General features: G+C 41.1%; 13 protein-coding genes and 1 pseudogene. 10 read left to right on the top strand and 4 right to left on the bottom strand.

Annotation, left to right across the window (positions count from 1 at the left end; all coding sequences use genetic code 11):
* The first annotated feature begins 140 nt into the window (after window positions 1-140).
* From nusB to ychF, 3 genes are read left to right on the top strand one after another with little or no spacing between them, the layout of a single operon-like run.
* Entirely contained in the window at window positions 141-596 is a 456-nt protein-coding gene (gene nusB, locus ACT3ID_RS06435; RefSeq protein ID WP_491541181.1) for a transcription antitermination factor NusB, read from the top strand.
* Between the two features lie 20 nt (window positions 597-616).
* The gene (locus ACT3ID_RS06430; protein ID WP_491541180.1) at window positions 617-1,288 is read left to right on the top strand and encodes a metallophosphoesterase family protein; all 672 of its coding nucleotides are present in this window, start codon (window positions 617-619) and stop codon (window positions 1,286-1,288) included.
* Window positions 1,289-1,326: 38 nt separating this feature from the next.
* Window positions 1,327-2,421 carry a redox-regulated ATPase YchF gene (gene ychF / locus ACT3ID_RS06425; RefSeq protein WP_491541179.1) on the top strand — a complete coding sequence of 365 codons (1,095 nt, stop codon included), beginning with the start codon at window positions 1,327-1,329 and terminating at the stop codon, window positions 2,419-2,421.
* A 572-nt stretch (window positions 2,422-2,993) separates the two neighbouring features.
* On the opposite strand, the gene ACT3ID_RS06420 is transcribed toward ychF, so the two are convergent.
* The 4 genes from ACT3ID_RS06420 to deoC form a co-directional block, all read right to left on the bottom strand.
* A complete protein-coding gene (locus ACT3ID_RS06420; protein ID WP_491541178.1) occupies window positions 2,994-3,605 on the bottom strand; it encodes an SPOR domain-containing protein in 612 nt (203 codons plus the stop codon).
* Window positions 3,606-3,660: 55 nt separating this feature from the next.
* Window positions 3,661-4,530 carry an aldehyde dehydrogenase family protein gene (locus ACT3ID_RS06415; RefSeq protein ID WP_491541177.1) on the bottom strand — a complete coding sequence of 290 codons (870 nt, stop codon included), beginning with the start codon at window positions 4,528-4,530 and terminating at the stop codon, window positions 3,661-3,663.
* A gap of 80 nt (window positions 4,531-4,610) precedes the next feature.
* Entirely contained in the window at window positions 4,611-6,131 is a 1,521-nt protein-coding gene (locus tag ACT3ID_RS06410; protein ID WP_491541176.1) for an aldehyde dehydrogenase family protein, read from the bottom strand.
* A gap of 53 nt (window positions 6,132-6,184) precedes the next feature.
* Window positions 6,185-7,084 (bottom strand): deoxyribose-phosphate aldolase, encoded by a 900-nt coding sequence (gene deoC / locus ACT3ID_RS06405; RefSeq protein ID WP_491541175.1) that lies wholly within the window; start codon window positions 7,082-7,084, stop codon window positions 6,185-6,187.
* A 175-nt stretch (window positions 7,085-7,259) separates the two neighbouring features.
* Between deoC and ACT3ID_RS06400 the strand changes: the two genes are divergently transcribed.
* The 7 genes and pseudogenes from ACT3ID_RS06400 (at window position 7,260) to ACT3ID_RS06370 (ending at window position 24,947) form a co-directional block, all read left to right on the top strand.
* Window positions 7,260-8,009 carry a hypothetical protein gene (locus tag ACT3ID_RS06400; protein ID WP_491541174.1) on the top strand — a complete coding sequence of 250 codons (750 nt, stop codon included), beginning with the start codon at window positions 7,260-7,262 and terminating at the stop codon, window positions 8,007-8,009.
* 164 nt (window positions 8,010-8,173) lie between these two features.
* Window positions 8,174-10,408, top strand: coding sequence for an IGHMBP2 family helicase (locus ACT3ID_RS06395; RefSeq protein ID WP_491541173.1), 2,235 nt, complete (start codon window positions 8,174-8,176; stop codon window positions 10,406-10,408).
* Between the two features lie 467 nt (window positions 10,409-10,875).
* A pseudogene (locus tag ACT3ID_RS06390) lies at window positions 10,876-12,630 on the top strand (response regulator).
* A 122-nt stretch (window positions 12,631-12,752) separates the two neighbouring features.
* A complete protein-coding gene (locus ACT3ID_RS06385) occupies window positions 12,753-16,208 on the top strand; it encodes a ligand-binding sensor domain-containing protein (RefSeq protein ID WP_491541172.1) in 3,456 nt (1,151 codons plus the stop codon).
* 83 nt (window positions 16,209-16,291) lie between these two features.
* The gene (locus ACT3ID_RS06380; protein WP_491541171.1) at window positions 16,292-19,732 is read left to right on the top strand and encodes a two-component regulator propeller domain-containing protein; all 3,441 of its coding nucleotides are present in this window, start codon (window positions 16,292-16,294) and stop codon (window positions 19,730-19,732) included.
* Between the two features lie 32 nt (window positions 19,733-19,764).
* Complete coding sequence (locus tag ACT3ID_RS06375; RefSeq protein WP_491541170.1) at window positions 19,765-23,226, top strand: ligand-binding sensor domain-containing protein; 3,462 nt, start codon at window positions 19,765-19,767, stop codon at window positions 23,224-23,226.
* A 188-nt stretch (window positions 23,227-23,414) separates the two neighbouring features.
* Window positions 23,415-24,947, top strand: a complete 1,533-nt coding sequence (locus ACT3ID_RS06370) for an ATP-binding protein (protein WP_491541473.1) — start codon at window positions 23,415-23,417, stop codon at window positions 24,945-24,947.
* The last annotated feature ends 14 nt before the right edge of the window (window positions 24,948-24,961 follow it).

The raw sequence follows: 24,961 nt of genomic DNA, 5'->3' as shown, positions 1-24,961 counted from the left end.
ACATATCTTTTTATTAGGATAGCAAAAAATGATTCCCCATTTACAGTAAAATGCTACAAAATTTTGTTATCCTTTTTGCTTTCAGCTGTAAGGTAGGTTTTGTATTTTTAGGATTCTTAAAATAGCAAGAAATTACAAGAATGGCTCAACGCAGAGAAGCACGAGAAGCGGTCTTACAGGCTCTTTACGCAAACGAATTAGGAAAAGGCAAGTGGAAGGATATCACGAATTCAATCATTAAACGTCGGATTCCCGATGACGATGAAACATTTAAATTTGCCGAACGCTTGTTTTTGAAAGCGGTCAATAATCAAGAGACCGTAGACGAAATTATTGAAAAGCATATCAAGAATTGGAGTCTGAACAGGTTGATGACCGTTGACCGGCAGCTTCTGCGGATGGCTATCACCGAATTTCTTTTTTTCGAACAGATACCCACCAAGGTCACTATTAATGAAGCTATAGAAATTGCCAAAACATACTCAACCAAAAAATCCGGCAACTTCATTAATGGAATCCTTGATTCTGCCCTTGAACAGCTAAAAGAAGATGGACGAATTGAGAAAAAGGGCAGAGGTCTCATCGAAACATCCTGAATATCTAGACTGTTTCTATTGTGAGTGAAGAAAAATTTATAGCCATCGGTGATATCCACGGATGTTTAAAGTCAATGATAGCATTGCTTAATAAACTGTCATCTTTTTACGACCGCAAGTTTATCTTTATCGGGGATTATATTGATCGCGGTCCCAGCTCAAAACAGGTGGTTGACTACCTGATTGAATTCCAAAAAGATGTAGACTGTGTTTTTCTGCGTGGAAATCACGAGCAAATGTTGTTAGATGCATTTAACCGTAATGAACATCGTCTGTGGATGATGAACGGCGGACGGATGACGATGAAATCATATGGATTTTCTTCTAAATCGGCGGCTTCATTGCCAAAAGAGCATGAGCAGTTTTACAGAAACACGAAACTCTATTATAATACCGAAAAATATTTCTTTGTACATGCAGGAGTTTCACCCGGCAAGACAATTGCCCAAAGTTTAGAAGACGAAGAAGAAGTTCAGGAATTCTTATGGGAGCGTTCACACCTGAATGCTTTCGAAACCCCCTGGGAAAAGACGGTAGTCTTCGGACACACGCCGCGTCCTAATCCATTTATTAAAGATAAAATGATTGGTATAGATACCGGCTGTGTTTATGATCGCGTCGGATACGGCAAACTTACCGCCGCAAAACTCCCCGAAGAAGAATTTATGCAGCAACCCTGCCTTGATAACTAGAACTATTTTTACCTAATATTTATAAACTTTTATAACAGATGAGTTTACGCTGTGGAATTGTAGGACTTCCCAATGTGGGAAAATCTACGCTATTTAATGCTTTGAGTGATGCTGGCGCTGACGCCGCAAATTTCCCATTTTGCACGATTGATCCCAATATTGGTGTTGTTCCCGTACCGGATGAACGTCTGGACACTCTTTACGACCTGGTGGAATCCAAAGAAAAAATACCTACGAGCGTAGAGTTCGTAGATATTGCCGGCCTGGTAAAGGGTGCTTCTGAGGGAAAGGGAAAGGGCAATGCCTTTCTTTCACATATCCGGGAGGTGGATCTTATCGTGCATGTAGTCCGCTGTTTTGATGATGAAAATGTAGTGCATGTAGAAGGCGATGTGGACCCTAAACGTGATATACATATTATTGAAGATGAGCTTATCCTGAAGGATTTGGAGTCGGTCGAAAAACGTCTGGAAAAGGTTGAAAAAGAAGCAAAAAGCGGTAAAAAAGAGGATCTGAAAAAACTGGAGGTCATCACACGACTTAAAGAGCATTTAGAAGTAGGAAAGGCGGCCCGGACGTTTGAAGCTGACGAGGAAGAGCGTAAAGCTTATCGCGAGCTGTTTTTGCTCTCTGATAAACCGGTGCTTTATGCATGCAATGTCTCGGAAGACGACTTGCAGAGCGGGAATGAATGGGTGGATGAAGTCCAGGAAGTTGCCGACCGTTTTGGTGATGAAGTTGTTACCTTTTGCGCCAAAATTGAAGAGGAGATCGCCGAACTTGATGAAGAAGAGAAACAGGCATTCCTCGATGAACTTGGTGTGGACAGTGGTGGACTTGAACGGCTTGTTCGTGCAGCATATAAGGAATTAGGACTGATAACCTTCTTTACAACCGGTCCGAAAGAAACCCGTGCCTGGACGGTACGAAAAGGAGCAAAGGCTCCGGAAGCGGCTGGTGTGATCCACAGTGACTTTGAGCGCGGATTTATCCGAGCGGAAACAGTAAGCTATGAAAAGTATAAGGAGTTGGGATCGGAGAAAGCGATCAAAAATGCCGGCGAAATGCGCCAAGAGGGCAAGGACTATATCGTTCAGGATGGCGATGTGATACTGTTTCGTTTTAATGTTTAAATGACAGATCTTCAGAGTTTATGTGCATCCATCGGATGGAACCGATGGGGGCATTTATCTTTAGAAAAGCTAGTGCCGGTTTTCCAGTTGGCCTAAAATTCTGAGCGGAAATCGGAGGATGAACAGGATAATTCTGCACCGGTTAATCTAGGAAAAAGCAATGGTGAGACGGACCATCAGAATTATCCCATCCGTAGATTTTAGCGGGTTAGATTTTGAAGTACAGCCTACGTAGCCAAAGCAAAACTCTTTTGAAATTTCAGTGCAGGCACATGGCTACTTCGGCGCAGTAGGCCCTTGATCTTTTAGTATCTTTTGGATCAAGCCCCGTGGAATGCCACGTTGTGGCCCTCCGAATTTCGGAGGATTCCACAAGGGCAAGCCAAAGATACACCTCACTTCGAGTTTTCGGGAGCTGCGATGGAATCAGTTTTAGTTAGACGCAAAGCGTCAATGGTTGTGTTCCGACGCGGAGCATCGGAACGAGATGGAAGATAGTAGATTCTTGCTTGTTTTATCCATCTGAGGACAAGTTCAGCCGACCGATGGAAGCATTCGATGGATGCATTTAATTACTCCAATTCATTTTCTTCTGATTCGTCATCCTCACTTTCACTCTCGCCTTCATCCGAATCCTCATCTTGCATATCTTCCTCGTCAACTTCTTCTTTGAAAGCAAATGTAGCTGTATCCGCTGGTACATTTGATGGTTCGATGCGATCGTGAACAACCCAGGCATCGGGGAACTTGGGCTTAATCAATTGAGAAAAGCTGTTTGCCTGTTTCCGTTGCTGGAAATCACCGATATGTACTCTGTAAAATGGCTGATTAAACGAGATGTATGCTTCGGCATCATATCCGGTAATGGTAGTATCCGCCCACATCCGAAATTCGTTAGCCACAGAATCTGCAAGCGGTTGATCACGGGTTGACAGGATTTGCACACGGTATCCGTCTCGGGGATTCCTGTTTATAGAACCGTTATTCGAATCAGTTTTAAGAAAAGCTTTGGGCATGTCATGCTGTTGCGAAACGTGAAGATCACTAAGCTTGCTACGATTTTCTGCCAGAGTAGCTTGAAACTCACTAAGCTTCTCATCCGTAACTTCGGGCGACTCTTCTACCGTTGTTTCAGGCTGATCATCATCAGCTGTTTTTTCGGATGGAGAACATCCCCATCCCATATATATGACGATTAATAAAAGGAAGGTACTAGTTTTAAAAAGGGTACTCATAATTTTAAAATCCCACAGGGTGCCAAGTAGTTTTTGTTTCCTGGAAGTCCGTTATAAAATAAGGCGACTGCGATTCGTCATCTTTCCAATCATCCACAGGCCTGCGAACCACACGCTTAAGATTTAAAGTACTATGCTCGTCAATTTGTTTCCCGGATTCTTCACCGATGTCGGGATCTGTATAAAAGAAAGCATTAACATCCATGTGAGTCGTCATATGTTCCAGCAGTTCTTCTTTATAACCGGTTAGGATATTGACCACACCGCCGGGGACATCCGATGAATTTAGTACTTCGGCAAAGCTGATGGAACTGAGCGGATATTTTTGCGACGCCAGAATAACACAGGTGTTTCCGCCTACAATAACGGGAGCCATTACGGATATGAGTCCCAACAGCGGTGATTCTTCCGGAGCCCAGACGTTAATAACACCCATCGGTTCGGGGAGTGAAAAATTGAAGTGAGAGCTGGCAACAGGATTAATAGTTCCGAATACCTGCTGATATTTATCGGACCATCCGGCATAATAAATCAGCCGATCGATCGAAGCATTGACTTCGAGCTTTGCTTCTTTGTTTTTATACCCAATTGTCTCTAGTTCATCGATAAACTGTCCTTTGCGCGTTTCTAGCATTTCGGCAATGCGATATAGTATCTGTCCGCGGTTGTAAGCTGAACGCCCGCTCCAATCATCCAGTGCATTCCGGGCTTCTACAACAGCGTCACGCAAATCTTTTCGGGAACACTGGCATGCATTGGCCAGCACATTATCATCGCCGTCGTATACCTTGTAGTACCGACCCGACTCTGTACGCGGGAAATTGCCGCCGATATATGTTTTGTATGTTTTTAATACCTCTATTCTGTCAGACATAATTAGCTTATTTTTTGGAACGCTGATAACACAGACGGGTAAAATCTGTGCTCATCTGCTTCATTAGCGTAATATGTATTCTATTTCAACTTCACATAGGGATACAAACCCTGCAGACCGCCTTCACGGCCTTCTCCACTTTCTTTATACCCGCCAAAAGGAGATGTAGGATCAAATTTGTTATAGGTATTTGACCATACTACACCGTTGCGGATTTTACTGCCTACTTTAAAGATTTTGGATCCTTTATCGGTCCAAACGCCGCCGGCCAGTCCGTAAGGTGTATTGTTCGCTTTCTCAATTCCTTCTTCTGCTGTACGGAAGGTTTGAATCGTCAATACCGGACCAAAAATTTCTTCCTGCACAATGCGGTTCGACTGTCCCACATTTGTAAACAGGGTTGGGCGGCAGAAATATCCCTTTTCGGGGATTTCGCAAGAGCTTTGATACATATCCGCTCCTTCATTGACGCCCATCTCCAGGTACTCATTAATTTTATTGTACTGTTGTTCAGAGTTAATAGCACCAATATCTGTATTTTTGTCGAGCGGATCTCCGACTATAAGTGTTTCCATACGATCACGCAATTTCTGGATTACCTTATCCGCAATCCCTTCCTGCACAAATAAGCGAGATCCCGCGCAGCATACATGCCCCTGATTAAAGAAAATTGCATTTATAATACCCTCAACGGCCTGATCAAGGGGAGCATCCTCAAATATGATGTTCGGTCCCTTACCGCCGAGTTCAAGCGTGTAGCGTTTATCCGTACCGGCCAGTGACTTTTTGATGATTTTGCCGACTTCAGTAGAACCGGTAAAGGCGATTTTATCGACATCTTCATGATTGACGATAGCTGATCCTGTTTGTCCTGCACCGGTAACAATATTGACTACGCCTTCCGGCAGACCGGCATCCCGACACAGCTCTGCAAACTTTAGTGCAGTCAACGAAGTGGTTTCAGCTGGCTTGAGGACCACAGTATTACCCGTGGCCAGGGCAGGGGCAATTTTCCAGGCCAGCATTAACAGCGGAAAATTCCAGGGGATAATTTGTCCCGCCACACCCAGCGGTTCTGCTTTTTTGCCCGGGAAGGCATATTCTAACTTATCGGCCCAGCCGGCATAGTAAAAGAAGTGAGCCGCAGCTAAGGGGACATCAACATCGCGTGATTCACGGATTGGCTTACCGCCGTCCATCGATTCCAGCACGGCAAATTCCCGTGCTCGTTCTTTAATGAGGCGGGCCAGTCGAAAGATATACTTTCCACGCTCCTTGGCTTCAAGAGTTGACCATGTTTTAATATACGCTTTTCGGGCCGCTTTCACTGCCTTGTCTACATCTTGCTGAGTAGCTTCAGCAAAGCTTGTTAAAACCTCTTCAGTAGCTGGATTGACAGAATCAAAATATCGGCCTTTCTCAGGGGCAATGAATTCCCCTCCGATAAAAAGATCATACTGATCTTTATAATCGGCGTGATCAGTACTTTGAGGAGCTTCATCATACTCCCAAAGCCCATCAAAATCTAGCTTGGAGCTGGGAGAAGAGGGTTTATAAGGTTTCTCTTCAACCGTTTCTGTAGTCTGTTTATCATCAGCCATATTGAAAAATTCTATATAATTAAGAGGTCATTTAGTGAAAATGTAGCCGATAATTAATCATTAGAAAAATAATCGGGTCCCTGATAGACGCCCGTTTTTTGTTTTACGATCTGCATAAGAAGATCGTTGGTCAGTGAACTGGCGCCAAACCGGAAGTATTCGGGAGTGAGCCAATCTGCACCAAGGGTTTCTTTAACAAGGACCAAGTATTGCAACGCTTGTTTTGCTTTCCGAATTCCGCCCGCCGGCTTCATCCCGATTTTTTGTCCAGTGTCGTAATAATAATCTCTAATTGCTTCGAGCATGACCAGTGTAACTGGTTGTGTGGCAGCGGGTTTCATCTTTCCAGTGGATGTTTTTATAAAATCAGCACCGGCATGCATAGCCAAGTCGCTGGCTTTCCGTACATTTTCGTATGTTTGTAATTCACCCGTTTCCAGAATTACCTTGAGATGAGCTTCGCCACACGCTTCTTTGACGGCCGCAATTTCATCATATACATATCCGTAATTACCCTTTAGAAATTCACCGCGAGAGATGACCATATCGACCTCATCAGCGCCATCTTCTACAGCTTTTTTTGTTTCTTCAATCTTGGCTTCAAGTGTGCTCATACCGCTGGGGAAAGCCGTAGCGACACTGGCTACATTTATGTCGGTCCCGCGTAACGTTTTCTGGGCAACACTTACCATGTTGGGATAAACACATACTGCTGCTACCGAAGGCAGATCAGGAAGTCCGGCATAAGGCTCTTTGGCTTTTTGACAAAGCTGAATTACTTTTCCGGGGGTATCCATTCCCTCAAGGGTTGTTAAATCAATCATGCTTAATGCCAGGGTTAAGGCCTGTATTTTCGATTCTTTTTTTATACTACGGCTGTTCAGACGTTTTACCCTTTCTTCAACACCAACTTCGTCGATTGGTATCGTTTTTTGGAAATCGGAAATATTCAAGGAATCAGGTTTGATTTACACTTTCACTAACTAAATTGGTAACAAATTTATAACCTCTGGAATTTAAGCATAGATTCCTATTCCCCCAAGAATACAGAACTTTTGATGGAATAGGATTCCTTTAATTGTTATTATAAAATAGTGACAGATTCCTGAAGTAAAGAGAGGGGGGTTTATGCAACAAGAGGCAAACTATGATCTAAAACTATTGAACATATCTCCACGTCAGTGGGAACTATATCTGAAAAAGCATTCTCATTTGCCAGAATCAAAAGCTAATCTGGAACTGGCAAAAGCTTTTGCCAGAGTTGGTACGCTCATGGATTTTAAAAAGTTCATCCAGTTAGATCATAGAGCGGCACCTGAAAATACTCCGGATGAATTTTTGGCACTTTGTGGTGTTTTAGGTCTGGGACAGTATCTTTCTGATTATCATGACGCAGGATTACTGTACAAGCTTCGAAAAAGGGCAAATGATCCACGGAAACGTATAAGAGATGGCGTTGTAATAGCACTTCGTACCATTGGTAAAAAGCAGATCTTCCGATTACTGAAATATTCCAAGATGTGGATAAGAGGTTCTTTATTAGAGCAAAGGTCTGTTGTTGCAGCTTTCAGTGAAACGGATATGCTTTCCAATCGAAAGGTATGCATAGAAGTTATTGAGCTATTGGATTGGGCAACGGCATCAATGCTGGAGGATGAATACAGCGATAAAGAGGAGTTCAGGATGTTAGAAGCAGCTCTTAGTGATTGCTGGAGTGTTGTTGCCAGAATATTACCTGAAAAGGGAAAGCCCCGCATGGAACGGTGGATCAAAGAAGATCATCCGGTAATTAAAAAGATAATGAGAGACAGTCTTAGCAAAAAAGACTTATCTGAATTTGAGCCGGATTGGACTAGAGAGTGGCTGCAGAAAATTTAGTCAGCTATCCCATGGATTGAAAAGATGCTGGTTTTGTATCCACCCATCCGCTTGTAAACCAGCATTCGGATGAGGGAATGGCTTGGAATTGCTCAACCTATCTTTGATGTTTATATGACTTAGAACGCATTTTTTAAACCAAAGTATTAAGAGCAGATTAAATTATGAGCAGTATTTTAATCACTGAGCTTGAAAATCAAGGTCCCGGAGATATTCTGGGTGCAATTGGCGGAGAAACGGATATTGATCCGGCAATAATAGGTAATATTGATATAGAAGATAGCAGGGCTCTTGTAGAAGTGGGTAATGGCAAAGCCAAAGAGTTGGCTTCGCAGTTGGACGGTAGGAAAATTGCCCGCTCACGCGTTTCGGTCAGTAGTATTAATGAAGCGGAGCAGGAAAATATAAAGCAGATCCTGAATTATACCGATGAATTCCGTCAACTTGTAGAGCTGGAGCGCGAACAGGAGATGAGAGAGCATGAAGAAAGTATTCGTAACCACTCAGCCGAGCGCCGACAAGCTGAGGGCAAAGCTATCTTACACCTCAAAGGTCGTGACGAAGGTATGGCACTTGAGGGGAAGCTGATTAAATTTCTGCGTCAATATCAGGGAGAGCCGTTACCCGAAACAGAAATTACCGTGGGTGACTTGGTAATGGTATCGCGCAGAGATCCGCTGATGAGCGACAATCCCACGGGAACGGTAGTACAGAAAACAAATTATTCAATCACCGTTGCCTTTGATAATCCCCGCAGTTTCCTATTCAGAAAAGACCTGCGCATGGATCTGTATGTTAACGATATAACCTATCAGCGAATGAAGGATGCGCTGAAGACGCTGCAGGAGGCAGACGGTCGACTTGCCGAACTTCGTAATATTATTGTGGGATTTAATTCGCCTGCAAAACCGAAAGAGACGGAAATTAAGCAGTGGTTTAATCAGAAGCTCAATGAATCCCAGAAAAAAGCTGTGACAAATGCGCTGGGTGCCAAGGATTTTCACCTCATACACGGGCCGCCAGGCACCGGTAAGACGACAACAGCGATTGAAGTAATTGAACAGGCTGTGGCCGATGATCAAAAAGTGTTGACTACTGCTGCTTCTAACACTGCTGTGGATAACATCCTGGATTTCTTGCTGGACCGTGGCATATCTGCCGTCAGAGTGGGACATCCGGCACGCGTGACACCCAAGCTGAAAGAGCATACCCTGGACAGTCTGATTGAAGAAAATGAGAACTATCAACAAGCCGAGAAGCTGAGAGATGAGGCTTTTGCCAAAAAAGAGGAACAGGATGAGTATACTCGTCCTTCGGGAAAATATCGCCGTGGAATGAGTAATACGAAGATTAAAAAATTGGCTGAAGAGGGAAAAGGATCCCGTGGTGTGCCGCAAGAACGCATAAGAGAGATGGCACGATGGATAGATATAGAGGAAGAAGTGGACCAACTCTTTGAAGAAGCTGACGAACTCCGGGAACAAGCGGTGAATGAAATTCTGGATAAAAAGCAGGTGATTTGCACCACCAATAGCACATCCGGCAGTGATCTGCTAAGAGATAGGTTGTTTGATCTTGTGGTAATTGATGAAGCGACACAGGCAACAGAACCAAGTTGCCTTGTGCCTATAACTCATGCAAAAAAAGTAGTTATGGCGGGTGATCACCGGCAATTGCCGCCAACAGTGAAAAACAGAAAGGCAGCTGAAAAGGGGCTTAATGATACTCTATTTGAACGTTTGGCAGAGAATTACCCGGATATAAAAAACTTGCTGGAAGTCCAGTACCGGATGCATGAGAAGATTATGTCCTTTTCCGACGAAGAGTTTTACCGCGGAGATTTATCGGCTGATGAAAGTGTAAAGGATCATACACTTGAGGATTTTGAGTTAGATGTTAATGCTTTTGGCAACGAGGTGGCGCCAATTTTGGATCCACACGAGCCGGTGGTTTACGTAGACACCGTTGAACGTGATGCCAGTGAGCGAACCCGGCAAGGCTCCACATCCAAAGAAAATCCCGAGGAAGCATTAATCGTGGAACAGCTGACCTACAATCTTTTAAGGTCAGGGATGGAACCTCAAGATATAGCAATAATTAGTCCATATAATGATCAGGTTGATCTGATTGATCAAAAAATTGATGTTGAGGATTTAGAGATTAAATCGGTCGATGGTTTTCAGGGCAGAGAAAAAGAGGTCGTGATCATTTCACTAACGAGAAGTAATGCCAATAATGCGATTGGCTTTCTCGAAGATGTCCGCCGCCTTAACGTATCGCTTACCCGTGCCCGTCGAAAGCTTATTGTGATTGGCGACAGCTCTACGATTACGAAGCATGAAACATATGAGCATTTTCTCAATTATGTGCAAGCTGAGGGCAAGGTTGTGAAGATTTGAGCAAGGTAATACCTCGGAAAAGAGAACCATGTTTAATGTTGCATCATGTTATTATGGGGACCAGCAGGGCTGGGCTGACTTGTTTCAGAATGATTATTAATTATCTATAGATAAGAGGTAAAATCTTCCTGGTTAGGATAGAAAGACTGGTTTAAACACCTAATCAGTGTTACATCCTTTCAATTTTTGTTGTAGGGTTCTTGTGAACTGACCTGCTAATGGTTTAGTTTTTAACTATTCTTCTTTTCTGCCGATACTTCCTAACCCAAGGGAGGGTGTGTTGTAATTTTTACTGCACTGATTGATAAGCTATTTGCACAAGAGAGTAGTTAAAACCAAATGTATTATTCCACTATATTTGTTACAAATATTATATTATTTTACAAATATTGTTTTTCTTTAATATTAGATTTTCCTTAAGTATCTAAAAAGTGACTAGCAAAAGGCAATAATAGGCGGGCTGATATATGGGGTACAATCATATACTAATTGTAGATGATAATGAATCGATTCATGAAGATATCGAGACAATTTTATCAAATTCATACAGCGATGCAGATCGTGAACTAGAAGAAATTGAAGGGGAGCTTTTTGATACGCCAGCGGATCAGCAGGATAAATCTATTCCAACTGATTATCAGATAGATCATGCATATCAGGGGAATGAAGCTGTGCAAATGGTGGCTGAAGCTCATGAAGCAGGTGATCCATATTCATTGGTCTTCATGGATATCAGGATGCCTCCCGGTATCGACGGTATTCAAGCTATTAAGAAAATATGGGATAAGTATCCCTATACTGAAGTTGTTATTTGTACGGCTTATTCGGACTATTCACTGGATGAAATTATCCAAAATCTTGGTACTACCGATAAGCTTTTATTTATCAAAAAGCCTTTTGATGCTACCGCGTTGAAGCAGACGGCGTTAACGCTTACTACGAAATGGAAACTGCAGCAAGAGACCATAGCATATACCGAGAAGCTTGAGAAAAAGGTTGAGGAGCGTACAAAAAAACTCAACGAGCTGGTTAGAGATTATAAAAAAATGAAGGATAAAGCCGAAGAAGCAACGAGAACGAAAAGTGCTTTTTTGGCAAATATGAGCCATGAAATTCGTACTCCGATGAATGGCGTCATAGGGATGAATGATCTCTTGCTCGAAACAGATTTGGACAGTGAGCAGCGTGAACTATCTAAATTAGTCAAAACGAGTGCTAAATCATTATTGCGGGTAATCAATGATATCCTGGACTTTTCGAAAATGGAAGCTAACAAGATGGATATAGAGGAGGTTCCCTTTACCATTAAAGATACTATTGAAGAAGTTATTCATCTCATTTCATATTCTTCGGATGCAGATAGCCTGGAAATTGATTATTCAATAGATGACAATGTTCCGTCACAAGCGACAGGTGATCCAACAAGGATACGCCAAATACTGGTTAATTATGGCAGCAATGCTGTTAAATTTACTAAAAGCGGGAAAGTTTTATTTTCAGTTAATAAGATAAACAGTGATAGTGAGAAAGATCAGATTAAGTTTTCTGTCACTGATACTGGTCCCGGAATACCAGAGGAGAAACAATCAACAATTTTCAACTCATTTGCCCAGGCTGACTCTTCTACTACCCGCAAATTCGGAGGGACAGGACTTGGATTGGCGATATGCAAGCAATTAGCAGAACTTATGGATGGTGAAGTAGGGGTAGAAAGTGAAGTGGGTAAAGGATCGACTTTTTGGGTTTCACTACCATTAGAAAAGGCTGAGGAAAAAGATATTCAAGAGACAGTGTCCCCCTCAAGCTCCGAGTCTTTTGATGACGAATTTGTAAATAAACAGAGGATATTAGTAGCAGAAGACAATCATATAAACCAAACAGTAGCCCGAAAAATTCTTGAAAAAGAAGGCTTTACAGTGGACATAGTCGAGACAGGTATAGAAGCTGTTAAAGCTGTCGAGGAAAATGATTATGCTTTTGTACTGATGGACATTCAGATGCCCGAAATGGATGGCTATGAAGCTACTTCCATCATCCGGTAAACAGAGAAAATAAGCGGTGAACATATTCCCATCATTGCATTGACAGCCTCAGCGATGGAAGAGGACCGTCAGTTGTGTTTTGATGCCGGAATGGATGACTATGTACCCAAACCCGTTGATAAAGAAAGGTTGATGAGAACCCTAAAAGAAACAGTATTGTCAAAAAATGACTTTTCTTAAACAGGATTTCCTGTTTTCAAGCTGTCTGGGCATCAAAGAATAATAAGCCAAAATTAATTTATAGTGTATCTAAAAGAGACCAAGCACGGGCTATAATTCAATGGATAAATGCAGATTGGCAAATGGCGAAAATAATTAAACAATTCCATCCAAAGAAAAGGCTAAAGACTACAGCTGCTAATATTCTTGTAGTACTAATTGTGTTGTTGGTTATTAGTATCGGAAAAAGTATAGCCCAGCCGGTAGATATGAAGTTCCGCCACCTTACACTTGAGGATGGCCTGACTCAAAGTACTATTACTGATATATATCAAGACAAAAAGGGCTTTATCTGGCTAGCAACTCTGGATGGTATTAACAGGTATGATGGAAAAGAATTTAAATCTTTTAAGAGCGAAGTTGACAATCCAAACAGCATGAGCAGCGGATTTGTTAATAGCTTTGAAGCGGATAGCAGCGGATACCTGTGGGCCGCTACAAATAACGGGTTATCCAGATTAAACCTGGAAACTTACAGAATGAAAAGATATCTGCATGATGAAAATGACTCCCACAGCCTGAGCAATAATTCAACTACTGATCTACTAGTGGATTCTAATGGTACTCTTTGGGTGACAACTGTAAGTGGATTAAATCGCTATTTACCGGAAAAAGATCATTTTGATCGTTTTGAAGCTACTGACCTTTCTGTTGTTTTTGAAGATCATGCTGGGGAATTGTGGGTGGGTACTGGAGGTAATGGCTTAATGATATTTGATCGTAAAAAGCAGGAATTGGTACCATATCACAACTTTTCAGATCGACCTTCATCATTAAGTAACGACTTTATAAATGAGATTTACGAAGATGGACGGGGGACCTTGTGGATTGGTACAACAGAGGGATTGAAAAAAATTAGTGTCGACAGAAATAGAATAGAAAGCTATTTTTCTGATTCGAGCACATTAAGTAACGACGATATACAGAGTTTTTTACAGGACAGCAAAGGACGTCTGTGGATCGGCACTGAAAATGGGCTTAATCTCTATGATTATGATGAGGATCGTTTTTACACATACAAACACAGTTCTTCTGATCCGCAAAGCTTAATCGGTAATCGTATTAGTTCGATATATGAAGATGATCAAAATATCCTCTGGGTGGGGAACTGGACCGGCGGAGTTAACCTATACAATTTTAATTCAAAAGGGTTTGTCCATTATAAGAATGGACGAGATTTTCATAATGAAAGCAGCGACGGAAATGTTTGGTCATTTTGGGAAGATGACCAGCAGAATATATGGTTTGTAACCAATGGGGGACTAAACAGATTTGATCCCGCTGCAGAGAAGTTTCAGACGGATATTAGTGGTGCCTCAGGAGATGTAGTAGTTGAACTTCAGGGGGATAGTAACGGAAATCTGTGGCTAGCCAGTTCAGAGGGATTAAAACGATACAATATCCGGAATAGGGATATTAAAAGTTATACGCATAATTCTGACGATCCGGCTAGTATTTCACACGATGTACTGCTCTCGCTTTGGGTTGATAATGACGGGGAAACCATTTGGGCAGGAACCAGCGGTAACGGTTTGAATAAATTAGATCGTGGAACGGGCCGCTTTAGTCACTATAAATCTGATACACAGGACTCATCCAGCTTGAGCGGACAAAATGTTTCTGCAATTTATCGAGACAGCGAAGGAACATTATGGGTTGGCACTTACTCTGGCTTAAATCGTTTCGTTGAGGAAGGAGAATACTTTATTCAGTATAAAGATGATTTAAATGATACAACAAGTATAAGTAATTCACTAATCACCAGTATTTGTGAAGATTCAAAAGGTAGGCTGTGGATTGGGACTTCCAAAGGATTGAATCGTTATCATCGTGATACTGAATCCTTTACATATTATACTGAAAAGGATGGCTTGCCTGATAACACTATTTATGCCATTGCTGAGGATGACCATGGCAATTTGTTTTTAAGTACGAATTTCGGCCTTTCTAAGTTTAATCCCGATCAGGAAACATTTTCAAATTACGATGTCCGAGATGGTCTGCAGGACAATGAGTTTAATATTGGAGCAGCACTAAAAGCATCTGACGGACAGATGTATTTTGGCGGAATTAACGGTTTTAACTCTTTCCATCCCGATAGTATTAGAAGAAATACTCGCAAACCTCCGGTAGTCATTACTGGTTTTGAACTATTTAATGAACCTGTGCCGATTGGAAAATTTAATGGCGGAAATTATTTAAACAAAAATATCTCGTATACCGACTATCTGAAGCTCTCCCACACCGATAAAGTTTTTTCGTTTAAATTTGCCGCCCTTGACTATTCTATTCCAGAAAAAAATCAGTTTGCCTACAAGATGGAGGGGTTTGAGAAAGAGTGGAATTATGTGGGAAGTCGAAACTTTGCCACCTATACTGATCTCTCACCAGGGGATTATACTTTCCGGGTTAAGGCTGCTAATAATGATGGGGTTTGGAACGAAAAGGGAACGAGCCTGGACCTGACAATAACGCCGCCTTTCTGGCAAACAACATGGTTTTACATATTGTCTGCTATATTTATGACAGGTGTTTTTTGGGGTGGATACCAATACAGGCTTCGCAGCATAAAGGCCCGTAACAAACGTCTTGAGAAGGAAGTTAAAGAGCGAACCTCCGAACTTGATCGAAAAAATAAAGAGCTTGCTGATAAGAATGAACATCTGGAAGAGTTACTTCAGGAGCTTAAGGAAACGCGTAATGAGTTGGTGGAAAAGGCACACAAGGCGGGCATGGCTGATATTGCCTCTGGAGTATTACACAATGTGGGTAATATACTGAACAGCGTAAACACTTCGGCAGCCTTGATTACAGATACTATACAGCAGTCGAAGCTAGAAGGACTTAGTCGAGCCAATACTATTCTAAGGAAACATGCTGATGATATTGAGGGCTTTATTACAAATCATCCCAAAAGTAAAGATTTGATTCGCTATTACCTGAAGCTTGAAGAACCGTTGATCAAGGAACAAGATAGAATGCTTAAGCAGTCAAAGCGTCTGATAAAAAAAATTGAGCTTATCAATGATGCTATTTCTGCCCAGCAAAGTTATGCAGGCACAAATATGGAAGCTGATGAAACTTCGCTTTCGGAATTGGTTGATAACGCGCTGGCCCTGCAGGCAGGGTCTATTGAAAAACATGGCTTAACTATTGAAAAGGATTTTGGGTCCACAAAACCAATTATGATTCAACGTGCAAAGTTGATTCACGTATTGGTGAATATTTTCAAAAATGCCAAGGAGGCAATGACTGATGTACCCGCCGGCCAGAAAAAGATTTCTATTAAAACCTGGCAGACCGACAATAAAGTTTGCCTTTCTATTTCTGATAATGGGATTGGGATACGTCAAGAACATCTTGATAAAATTTTTACGCAAGGATTTACCACTAAAGAAAGTGGTCACGGATTCGGATTACACAGCAGCGCCAATTACATGGCTGAGATGGGAGGTGAGCTTACAGTTGAAAGTGAAGGAGAAGGGATGGGGACCACTTTTATTCTAACTTTTCCCTGTATGGCTTACAGCAGTCAATAAGGATCTGTAAGTTTATACCAGCAAATTGATATGTACGTTAAGTTCGTTACAACAAATCCATTTGGATCGTTGGCAAACAAAATATGAAGCAAGTATTAAAATATATATTGCCTATATGCTTTTTATATGGAGTGGTTCATATATCAGCTCTTCCGGCTTACTCGCAAGAAAACTCTTTTCAGTTTAAGCATTTAGGTCTTGAAGACGGGCTTTCTCAAGCTTCTGTTTCTGCCATTATCCAGGATAATAAAGGTTTTATGTGGTTTGGAACGGTGGGAGGGTTAAATCGTTATGACGGACAGAAAATAACGGTTTATCAGAGTGACCTCGTTGATAGCAATAGCCTTAGTAACAAACAAATTACTGATATTTGCAAAGATTCAGAGGGAAATCTGTGGATTGCTACAATCAATGGGCTTACTTATTTCAATCTTAAAACTGAGCAGTTTCGCCGATATTATGCAGAGGATGGCCCTAAGAGTATAAGCAGCAATACGGTTAATGCAACATACTGCGATACAGATGGTGCTGTTTGGATAGCTACGGACAATGGATTAAACAAACTGCTTGATAAGGAAGAAGGGGTTTTTGCCCATCTTTTTATTGAGGACGGAGAAAGTAATTTTCAGGATGTATTTAAAGACAAACAGGGAGATTTATGGGCCGGTACTTTTGGACGAGGTATGTTTTATGTTGATCAGGAAAATGAGCAGTTGGTTGATAGTGAAATAGCCTTGTTAAATGATAAGATAGTAAAGGCTATTCACGAAGATGATGCCGGCTATCTGTGGATTGGCACTGAATCCGGTTTATTCCAAATAAGCCCGGAACGTAATAGCGCCACAGCCTATCGAAATGAGACTAACAATCCTTCCTCATTAAGTGATAACACCATTAATGCTATTTATCAGGACAGTCGAGCTAACTTATGGATAGGTACAGAAAACGGGTTAAATCTTTACCAGCCGGAAACCAGAGATTTTATTCGGTTTAAGTCAGACTCCAGGGATAAGCAAAGCATCGGCTCAAATCGTATTCACAGCATATATGAAGATAAGCACAATACAGTATGGATTGGGACCTGGTCAACTGGTATCAACAAGTTTAGCTATTATAAAAAAGGGATCAAACATTATTTCGACAGACCTGAAACAGAAAGTAGTATAAGTGACAACAATGTTTGGGATTTTTTAGAAGATAAAAATCATAATATTTGGATAGGTACCGATGGAGGATTAAACAGATTTGATCCCGAAACCGAAGAGTTCGATCATTTTGTTCATGACCCAAACAATGAAAATTCTATAAGCAGTAATCGTGTCTTTAACCTAGAGATGGATTCCTCCGGAAATATATGGATGGCTACTATCAAAGGAGTCAATAAACTGAATCCCAATACTCGCAATGTAGAACGTTTCGTACACGAATCCGATAATCCCAATTCACTTAGTTATAACACCTTGTGGAGCCTTGATATCGACTCCACAGGCAAAGTTTGGATCGCTACAATCGGCCGAGGGCTTGATATACTAAATCCCGAGACGGGAAATTTCACGCATTTCGATCACGATCCTGATGATCCGAATAGCTTAAAAGCCTCATCTGTCACCGAAATTTACGTCGATCGTAATAATCAAATTTGGGTTGGTACTCGAAGAGGATTGAATATATACCAGCCGGATAGTAATAATTTTAAAAGCTTTCCCTTTTCTTCGGATAACCCGCACAGCCTTGATAATAGTTCTGTAATGGATATCCATGAGGACTCGAACGGACGTCTTTGGGTGGGTACAGCCATGGGAGTAAACGTGCTAGATACTGAGTCTCATGAAATCCTGAACTATTTTTCCAGATCAGATGGATTGCCTGATGATACAATTTGGGGGATAACAGAAGATGAGAACGGAACAATTTACTTGGGGACAACATTGGGACTGGCCGTTTGGGATTCAGAAACAGAGACATTTAGTATTTTCGATAAAAGAGATGGGTTACAGGGTAATGAATTTAATGCCGGTGCCGCTTTCACATCATCGACCGGTAAAATTTATATGGGGGGCACAAATGGCTTCAATTCCTTTTTCCCTTCTGAGCTTAGAGGGAATCCCCATCCACCGCCGGTTGTTATAACGGATTTTCAGCTTTTTAATGAGTCAGTGCCCGTTCAAAAAAACTTTGAAAAAAGTGGGGACACCAGGGAAATATTAGAAAAATCAATAACCTATACTGATACACTTACCCTCTCTCATTCAGACAATCTTATTTCTTTTGAATTTGCGGCTTTGAATTTTACCATCCCGGAAAAAAACCAGTATGCCTATAAACTGGAAGGATTTGATGACAACTGGAACTATATAAATAATCGCAATTTTGTAACCTACACCGAACTTTCACCCGGTAAATATACTTTTCGGGTAAAAGCTTCGAATAATGACGGGATTTGGAATGAGGAAGGTACCTCGCTTGCACTGGTAATTACGCCCCCTTTCTGGCAAACTACTTGGTTTTATTTACTGGCAGGTTTGTTTATTGCAGGGGTGATATTTGCAGGGTACCGGATGCGTGTACGAAGTATTAAAGAATATAGTAAGAGGCTTGAAAAAGAAGTGGCAGATCGTACATTGGAGCTGAATGAAAGAAACGAAGAGCTGAAAGAGGCACTCGAGGAGCTCGAAAAGACAAAAGACGAACTGGTGGAAAAAGCCCATAAAGCGGGTATGGCCGATCTGGCTACTGGTATTTTACACAACGTTGGAAATATTCTAAACAGTGTAAATACTTCGGCTACGCTCATCGAAAATACAATGAAGAGGTCAAAACTGGAGGGACTGGAGCAGGCCAATGCTATCCTGCGTGAGAATATCGACCAGCTTGATCAGTTTATTGCTAATCATCCCAAGGGAAAAAAGATTATGCAATATTATCTAAAGCTTGAGGAGCCACTAAGGGATGAGAGGCAAAAAGTACTTAAGCAATCAGAACGGCTGATCGAAAAGATTGAGCTAATTAACGAAGCTATTGCCGCTCAGCAGAATTATGCAGGTGCAAGCATGTATGCTGATGAAACTTCACTTTCAGAGATGATCGATAACGCCTTGGCATTACAGGCCGGGTCAATCGAGCGCCACGGGTTAGATATTGAAAAAGATTTAAAACCGGTGGATTCTATTATGGCTCATCGTTCAAAACTCATTCACGTGCTCGTCAATATTTTTAAAAATGCCAAGGAATCCATGAAAAAAAATGCACCGGATAATAGAAAAATTAAGATAAAATCCTGGCAGGACGGTGATTGGGTTTATCTGTCTATCAGCGATAATGGAATGGGTATAAAAAAAGAGAATTTAGGTAAAATTTTCACCCAGGAATTTACGACTAAACAAGATGGGCATGGATTCGGACTTCATAGTAGTGCCAATTATATGGCTGAGATGGGGGGCAAAATAACAGTAGAAAGTGACGGAAAGAATAAGGGAGCAACTTTTACCCTGCACTTTCCTCAAGACAGTGACAAAGCATTGTAGAGTGACAATAATAGTTAAAGAAATCCTTATTTTTGATTATACGTAGTTTATATCGTTTTATACCTATAATATTTTTTTTGCTTTTTGCTTTAGAGGTGAAGGGACAGGAGCAAGGGAACGTGCAGTTTCATTACATTACTCCCGAAGATGGATTATCCCAGAGTTCGGTATACTCTATTTTGCAAGACAGTGCTGGGTATATGTGGTTTGCTACACAAGATGGCTTGAACAAGTATAACGGCTATAATATCACTACTTATACTCACGAGCCAGAAGATCCGCATAGCATAAGCCTGTACGAAATCAGAAGCCTATATGAAGATAGCAAAGGAAATCTTTGGGTGGGTACATTAGGAGGAGGTATCAATCTCTATGACCGGCAAGGCGATCGTTTCATTCGTTTTAAAGGGGATATCGATCATCCGCAGCAAACGCTAAGCGATAATTCAATTTGGGATATCTATGAAGATCGACTCGGCAATTTCTGGGTTGGTACCAGCTGGGGGTTAAACCTGATGGAGAGAGACGGAGAAAAGGATGAAAATTACTTGTCAAAAGTAACCCATTATACTAACCGCAAAGATGATCCTAATAGTATAAGCTCAAATCAGGTTACTTCTATTTATGAAGACAGCAAAGAAAATTTATGGATTGGTACAGAAAATGGGTTGAATATTTTGGATCGAGAAACGGGAAAGTTCAGCCGATTTATGAACGATCCTCAAGATCCGGGAAGTATTGGTGACAATCATATTACCACAATATATGAGGATCAAACAGGCCGATTATGGATTGGAACGGAGGGGGGAGGATTGAATTATTATGACTATGAAAATAAAGAGTTTAAAAAATATCTGCCTGATCAAGATGATCCCAATAGTATTGGCGGAAATACCATTTATGCCATAGACGAAGATAGCGAAGGTATCCTGTGGGTAGGTACGGGCAATCACGGACTTAGTTTATTTGATCGCTCAAGTAATGAATTTCACAATCATCAGTACGACACGAATGATCCAAACAGCATCAATAATAATGGTATTAATAGTATTTACGCGGCTGATGGCAGGATGTGGGTCGGTACATTTGCGGGAGGTGTGAATTATACTGAAAAAAGAGATCCCCAAATTTATCACTATAAGAATGATCCCAACCGGTCGTCCAGTCTCAGCCATAATTCAGTGCGTAGTTTTTTGGAAACCCCGAACGGTAGAATTCTTATCGGTACCGACGGAGGTGGGATTAATTTTTTCGACAGAGAGACAGGACATTTTTCAGCTTTAAAGCACGAGAAGGGGAATAGCAACAGCATTCCCAGCAATGTTGTTTTAGACCTGAAGACACATCCCGATAATGAGCGTGTTTGGTTGGGGACTTACAACGGAGGACTCAGTCTCTTTAATGTTGAAAAGGAAACCTTCAGCCATTACCAGCATGATCCATCCGATTCCACAAGTTTAAGCAGTAACGATATTTTTGAACTTTATGTTGACAAAAAAGATCGGTTATGGATTGGCACGAATGGTGGAGGCGTAAACATGTTGCGGCCGGAATCTGAAGAGTTTGTTCGGTATATGCAAAATGAAGAAGATTCCACCACAATCGACAATGACGATATCAGAAGTTTTTATGAAGATAGCAACGGAAATTTTTGGATTGGAACGTATGGCGGGAGGTTGACCAAATTCGATAGAGAGACCGAGGAGTTTGAATTTATCAATATCAATACCGGAGACTTGCACAGCAGTGTTGTCCATTCTATGCATGAAGATTCGGAAGAGAACTTTTGGCTCGCCACCCGGGGAGCAGGATTAAAGCTATTTGATCAACAAACGCATGAGATTCAAACCTATTCGAAGAAGCAGGGGTTACCAAGTAATATTGTTAATGGTATCCTTGAAGATGATCACGGCAATTTATGGGTTAGCACAAATAACGGAATCACTAAGTTCGATATTGGAGCAGAAACGTTTACCAACTTCGGACTTGAAGATAACTTACAGAGTTTGGAGTTCAATGAAGGGGCTTATTATAAAGACCGGGAGGGGTATATGTATTTTGGGGGCGTGAACGGCTTTAATCGGTTCCATCCCGATAGTGTAAAGCTGGGACAGGAAGTGGCTCCTGTAGTACTGACCGATCTGCAGATGTTTAATAAATCAGTACCCGTGGGTGGCGATTCACCGCTTAAAAAGCATATCAGTCAAACAGATCGTTTGGTGTTATCCCCTGATGCCAGTGTCCTTACTTTTAATTATGTGGCATTGGATTTTAGTCCAAAGAAGAACATGCAGTTTGCATATAAATTAGAAGGATTTGATGATGAGTGGAACTATGTGGGCGGACAGCGATCAGCTACCTATACCAACCTGGATCCAGGGGAGTATGAGTTTAAATTAAAAGCTGCAAACAGTTTTGAGGTATGGGGAGAGGAAACAGACATGCTAACGTTAGTGATTCCACCGCCGTTTTGGAGAACATCTTGGTTTTATCTGTTTTCGGGTTTATTTATCGTCGGTGGTTTAGTTCTGATATATCGATATCGTATACACAGTATTCAGGAAAGGAACAGGTTACTGGAGAAGGAAGTCTCAGAGCGTACTTCTGAATTAAAGCAAAAAAATGAGGATCTGGAATCAGCATTAAAAGAGCTAAAGAAAACAAGGAGTACGTTAATGCAAAAAGCCCACAAGGCCGGGATGGCAGATCTTGCTACAGGTGTACTGCATAACATTGGAAATATTTTGAATAGCGTAAATATTTCTACGACCGTCCTTAATGAAACACTAAGAAATTCTAAGATCCCTAAGTTTCTGCAAGCCAATGAGTTATTGGATAATAATAAAGATAATTTAAAAGAGTTTTTGTTTGAGGATCCACGCGGTATGAAATTGCTTCACTATTATTTGAAGCTTGATGATCCGATGGGTAAAGAGTATGAAAAGCTTCAGGCTCACTGTAACCGGTTGACAGATAAGGTTCAGCTTATGCTGGAAGTCATTGATGCACAGCAAGATTTTGCAAAGGTGGGAAGAATTAGCGAAAAGGTTCAACTGGAAGAAATAGTCGAAGACACCCTGACGCTACAAGCCGGTAGCATAGAACGACATGATCTAGATATCGAAAAAGAGTTTGCTAATACTGACGAGGTAAGGGTGCAGAAAAGTAAACTTATCCACATTTTGATTAATTTATTCAGCAATGCAAAGGAAGCTATGGCTAAGAAAAATATCGGAGAGAAAAAAATTACTATACGTACCTATCAGGATGAAGATAGTGTTTCTCTGTCGATATCTGACAAAGGAGAAGGTATAAGTAATGAAAATCTAAATAAAATATTTAATCATGGTTTCACTACTAAGAAAGAAGGCCACGGGTATGGTTTACATACCTGTGCCAACTATATGACTGAGATGGGAGGTGAAATTATGGTCAAAAGTGAGGGGAAGGACAAAGGCGCTACATTTATCTTGAACTTTTCAAATAAGAAGTAGCTGAACGGATTTGATTTTAACATCTATGCAGACTTTAATACCCTGAGGAATAAGACAATGAGCGGAAAGAAAATAAGTACAAAATATTTTTGGTTTATTATATATAACACCGGGTGTAGTGTTATTTATGAAACCTGATTTATGTCTGGATTTTTGTGATATATAATTTTTCAGTGACACTTATAACTATGGTATTAATTTTGGGGTTTTCAAAAGATGGCTCCTCAGAGGCGAATAGCTTAAATGGATTCTATGCATCGTTAGGTAAGGCTCATCGCCTTGCGAAATCTAATTACGTTCCCCGGATAATAGGATTCGCTGCGAGCTTTGTGTTGGTCTCATTGTTAGTCATTACCAAGGACTGGTCATCCTGGTATTTTCTTTATATGGCCATATACTTTCTTGTATATCCTCATCTGGTACTTTTGGTGTCAAAAATATTTCCCAGGCAGAAGATGATTGAAGTTGGAGCTATGATGTTTGATGCGTTAATGCTTGGGATCTGGACATCTTTTATTTACTTTTCACTTTGGGTATCATTTGCTTTCCTGGCGTCTACTGTTCTTAACCATATTATGGTAGGAGGACGTCTTCAACTGCTTAAGGGGATGGGACTATATGTATTGGGAATCTTGATTGGCGGATTTTTTACAGGCTTTGAGACTGATTTGAACGCCCCGTTTTATATAGAAATTTCAGCCATGATTGCACTATTGGGATATATTTATAGTTCCGCCGGAATCTTCTATAAACAGACTCGTCGTTTGGCTGAAATAAAAGTAGAATTGGAAGAAAAGAATAATCTGCTGAATGAAACCATAGAGGAGCTGGAGGAGACCAAAAACGAACTGGTTGAAAAGGCTCACAAGGCGGGAATGGCTGATATCGCATCGGGAATCCTTCACAATGTGGGAAATATACTAAACAGTGTGAACACTTCGGCCTCTTTAATTATGAGTACCGCTAAAAAATCTAAGCTGGAACGTTTAGAGGAAGCCAATACTCTTCTACGAGAGCACATCGATCATATTGAGGAATTCATTGCCAATAATCCCAAGGGGCAGAAATTGATGCATTATTACCTGAAACTTGAAAAGCCTCTGAAAAATGAGCGAGCTAAAGTTTTAGAACATTCAAATCGTCTTATCAAAAAGATAGGATTAATTAATGATGCTATAGCAGCCCAGCAAAGTTATGTTGGGCCAAGGATGCATGATGACGAGATTTCAATCCCAGAGATTGTGAATGATGCCCTTGCTTTACAAGCGGGATCTATTCAGAGGCATGGTATAGATATAGAAAAGGAATTTGAACCTGTAGATTTTGTTGAGGCTCATCGATCAAAACTTATCCATGTACTGGTGAATATCTTTAAAAATGCCAAAGAGTCAATGGAGAGTTTTGATAGCGAAGAGAAAAAGCTTGTAATCCGTACATGGCAAGATTCAAATAAGATTTATCTTTCCATAACAGATAGTGGAGAGGGGATACAGCAAGAGAATCTGGATGATATATTTAAACATGGATTTACCACGAAGGAAGATGGACATGGATTTGGCTTACATTCAAGTGCAAACTATATCACTGAAATGGGAGGGGATATAAACGTAACCAGTAAAGGAAACGGTCATGGAGCTACTTTTATAATAACTTTTCCAAGGATCAATAAGGGAGACAAAAAGTCTCACAATCAGAAAGATTCTGATACTGCCCATAATTGAAGATAGATTATTTA

Source organism: Fodinibius sp. GM108 (genome assembly GCF_058386985.1).
This window is presented reverse-complemented; position numbering and strand designations above follow the sequence as displayed.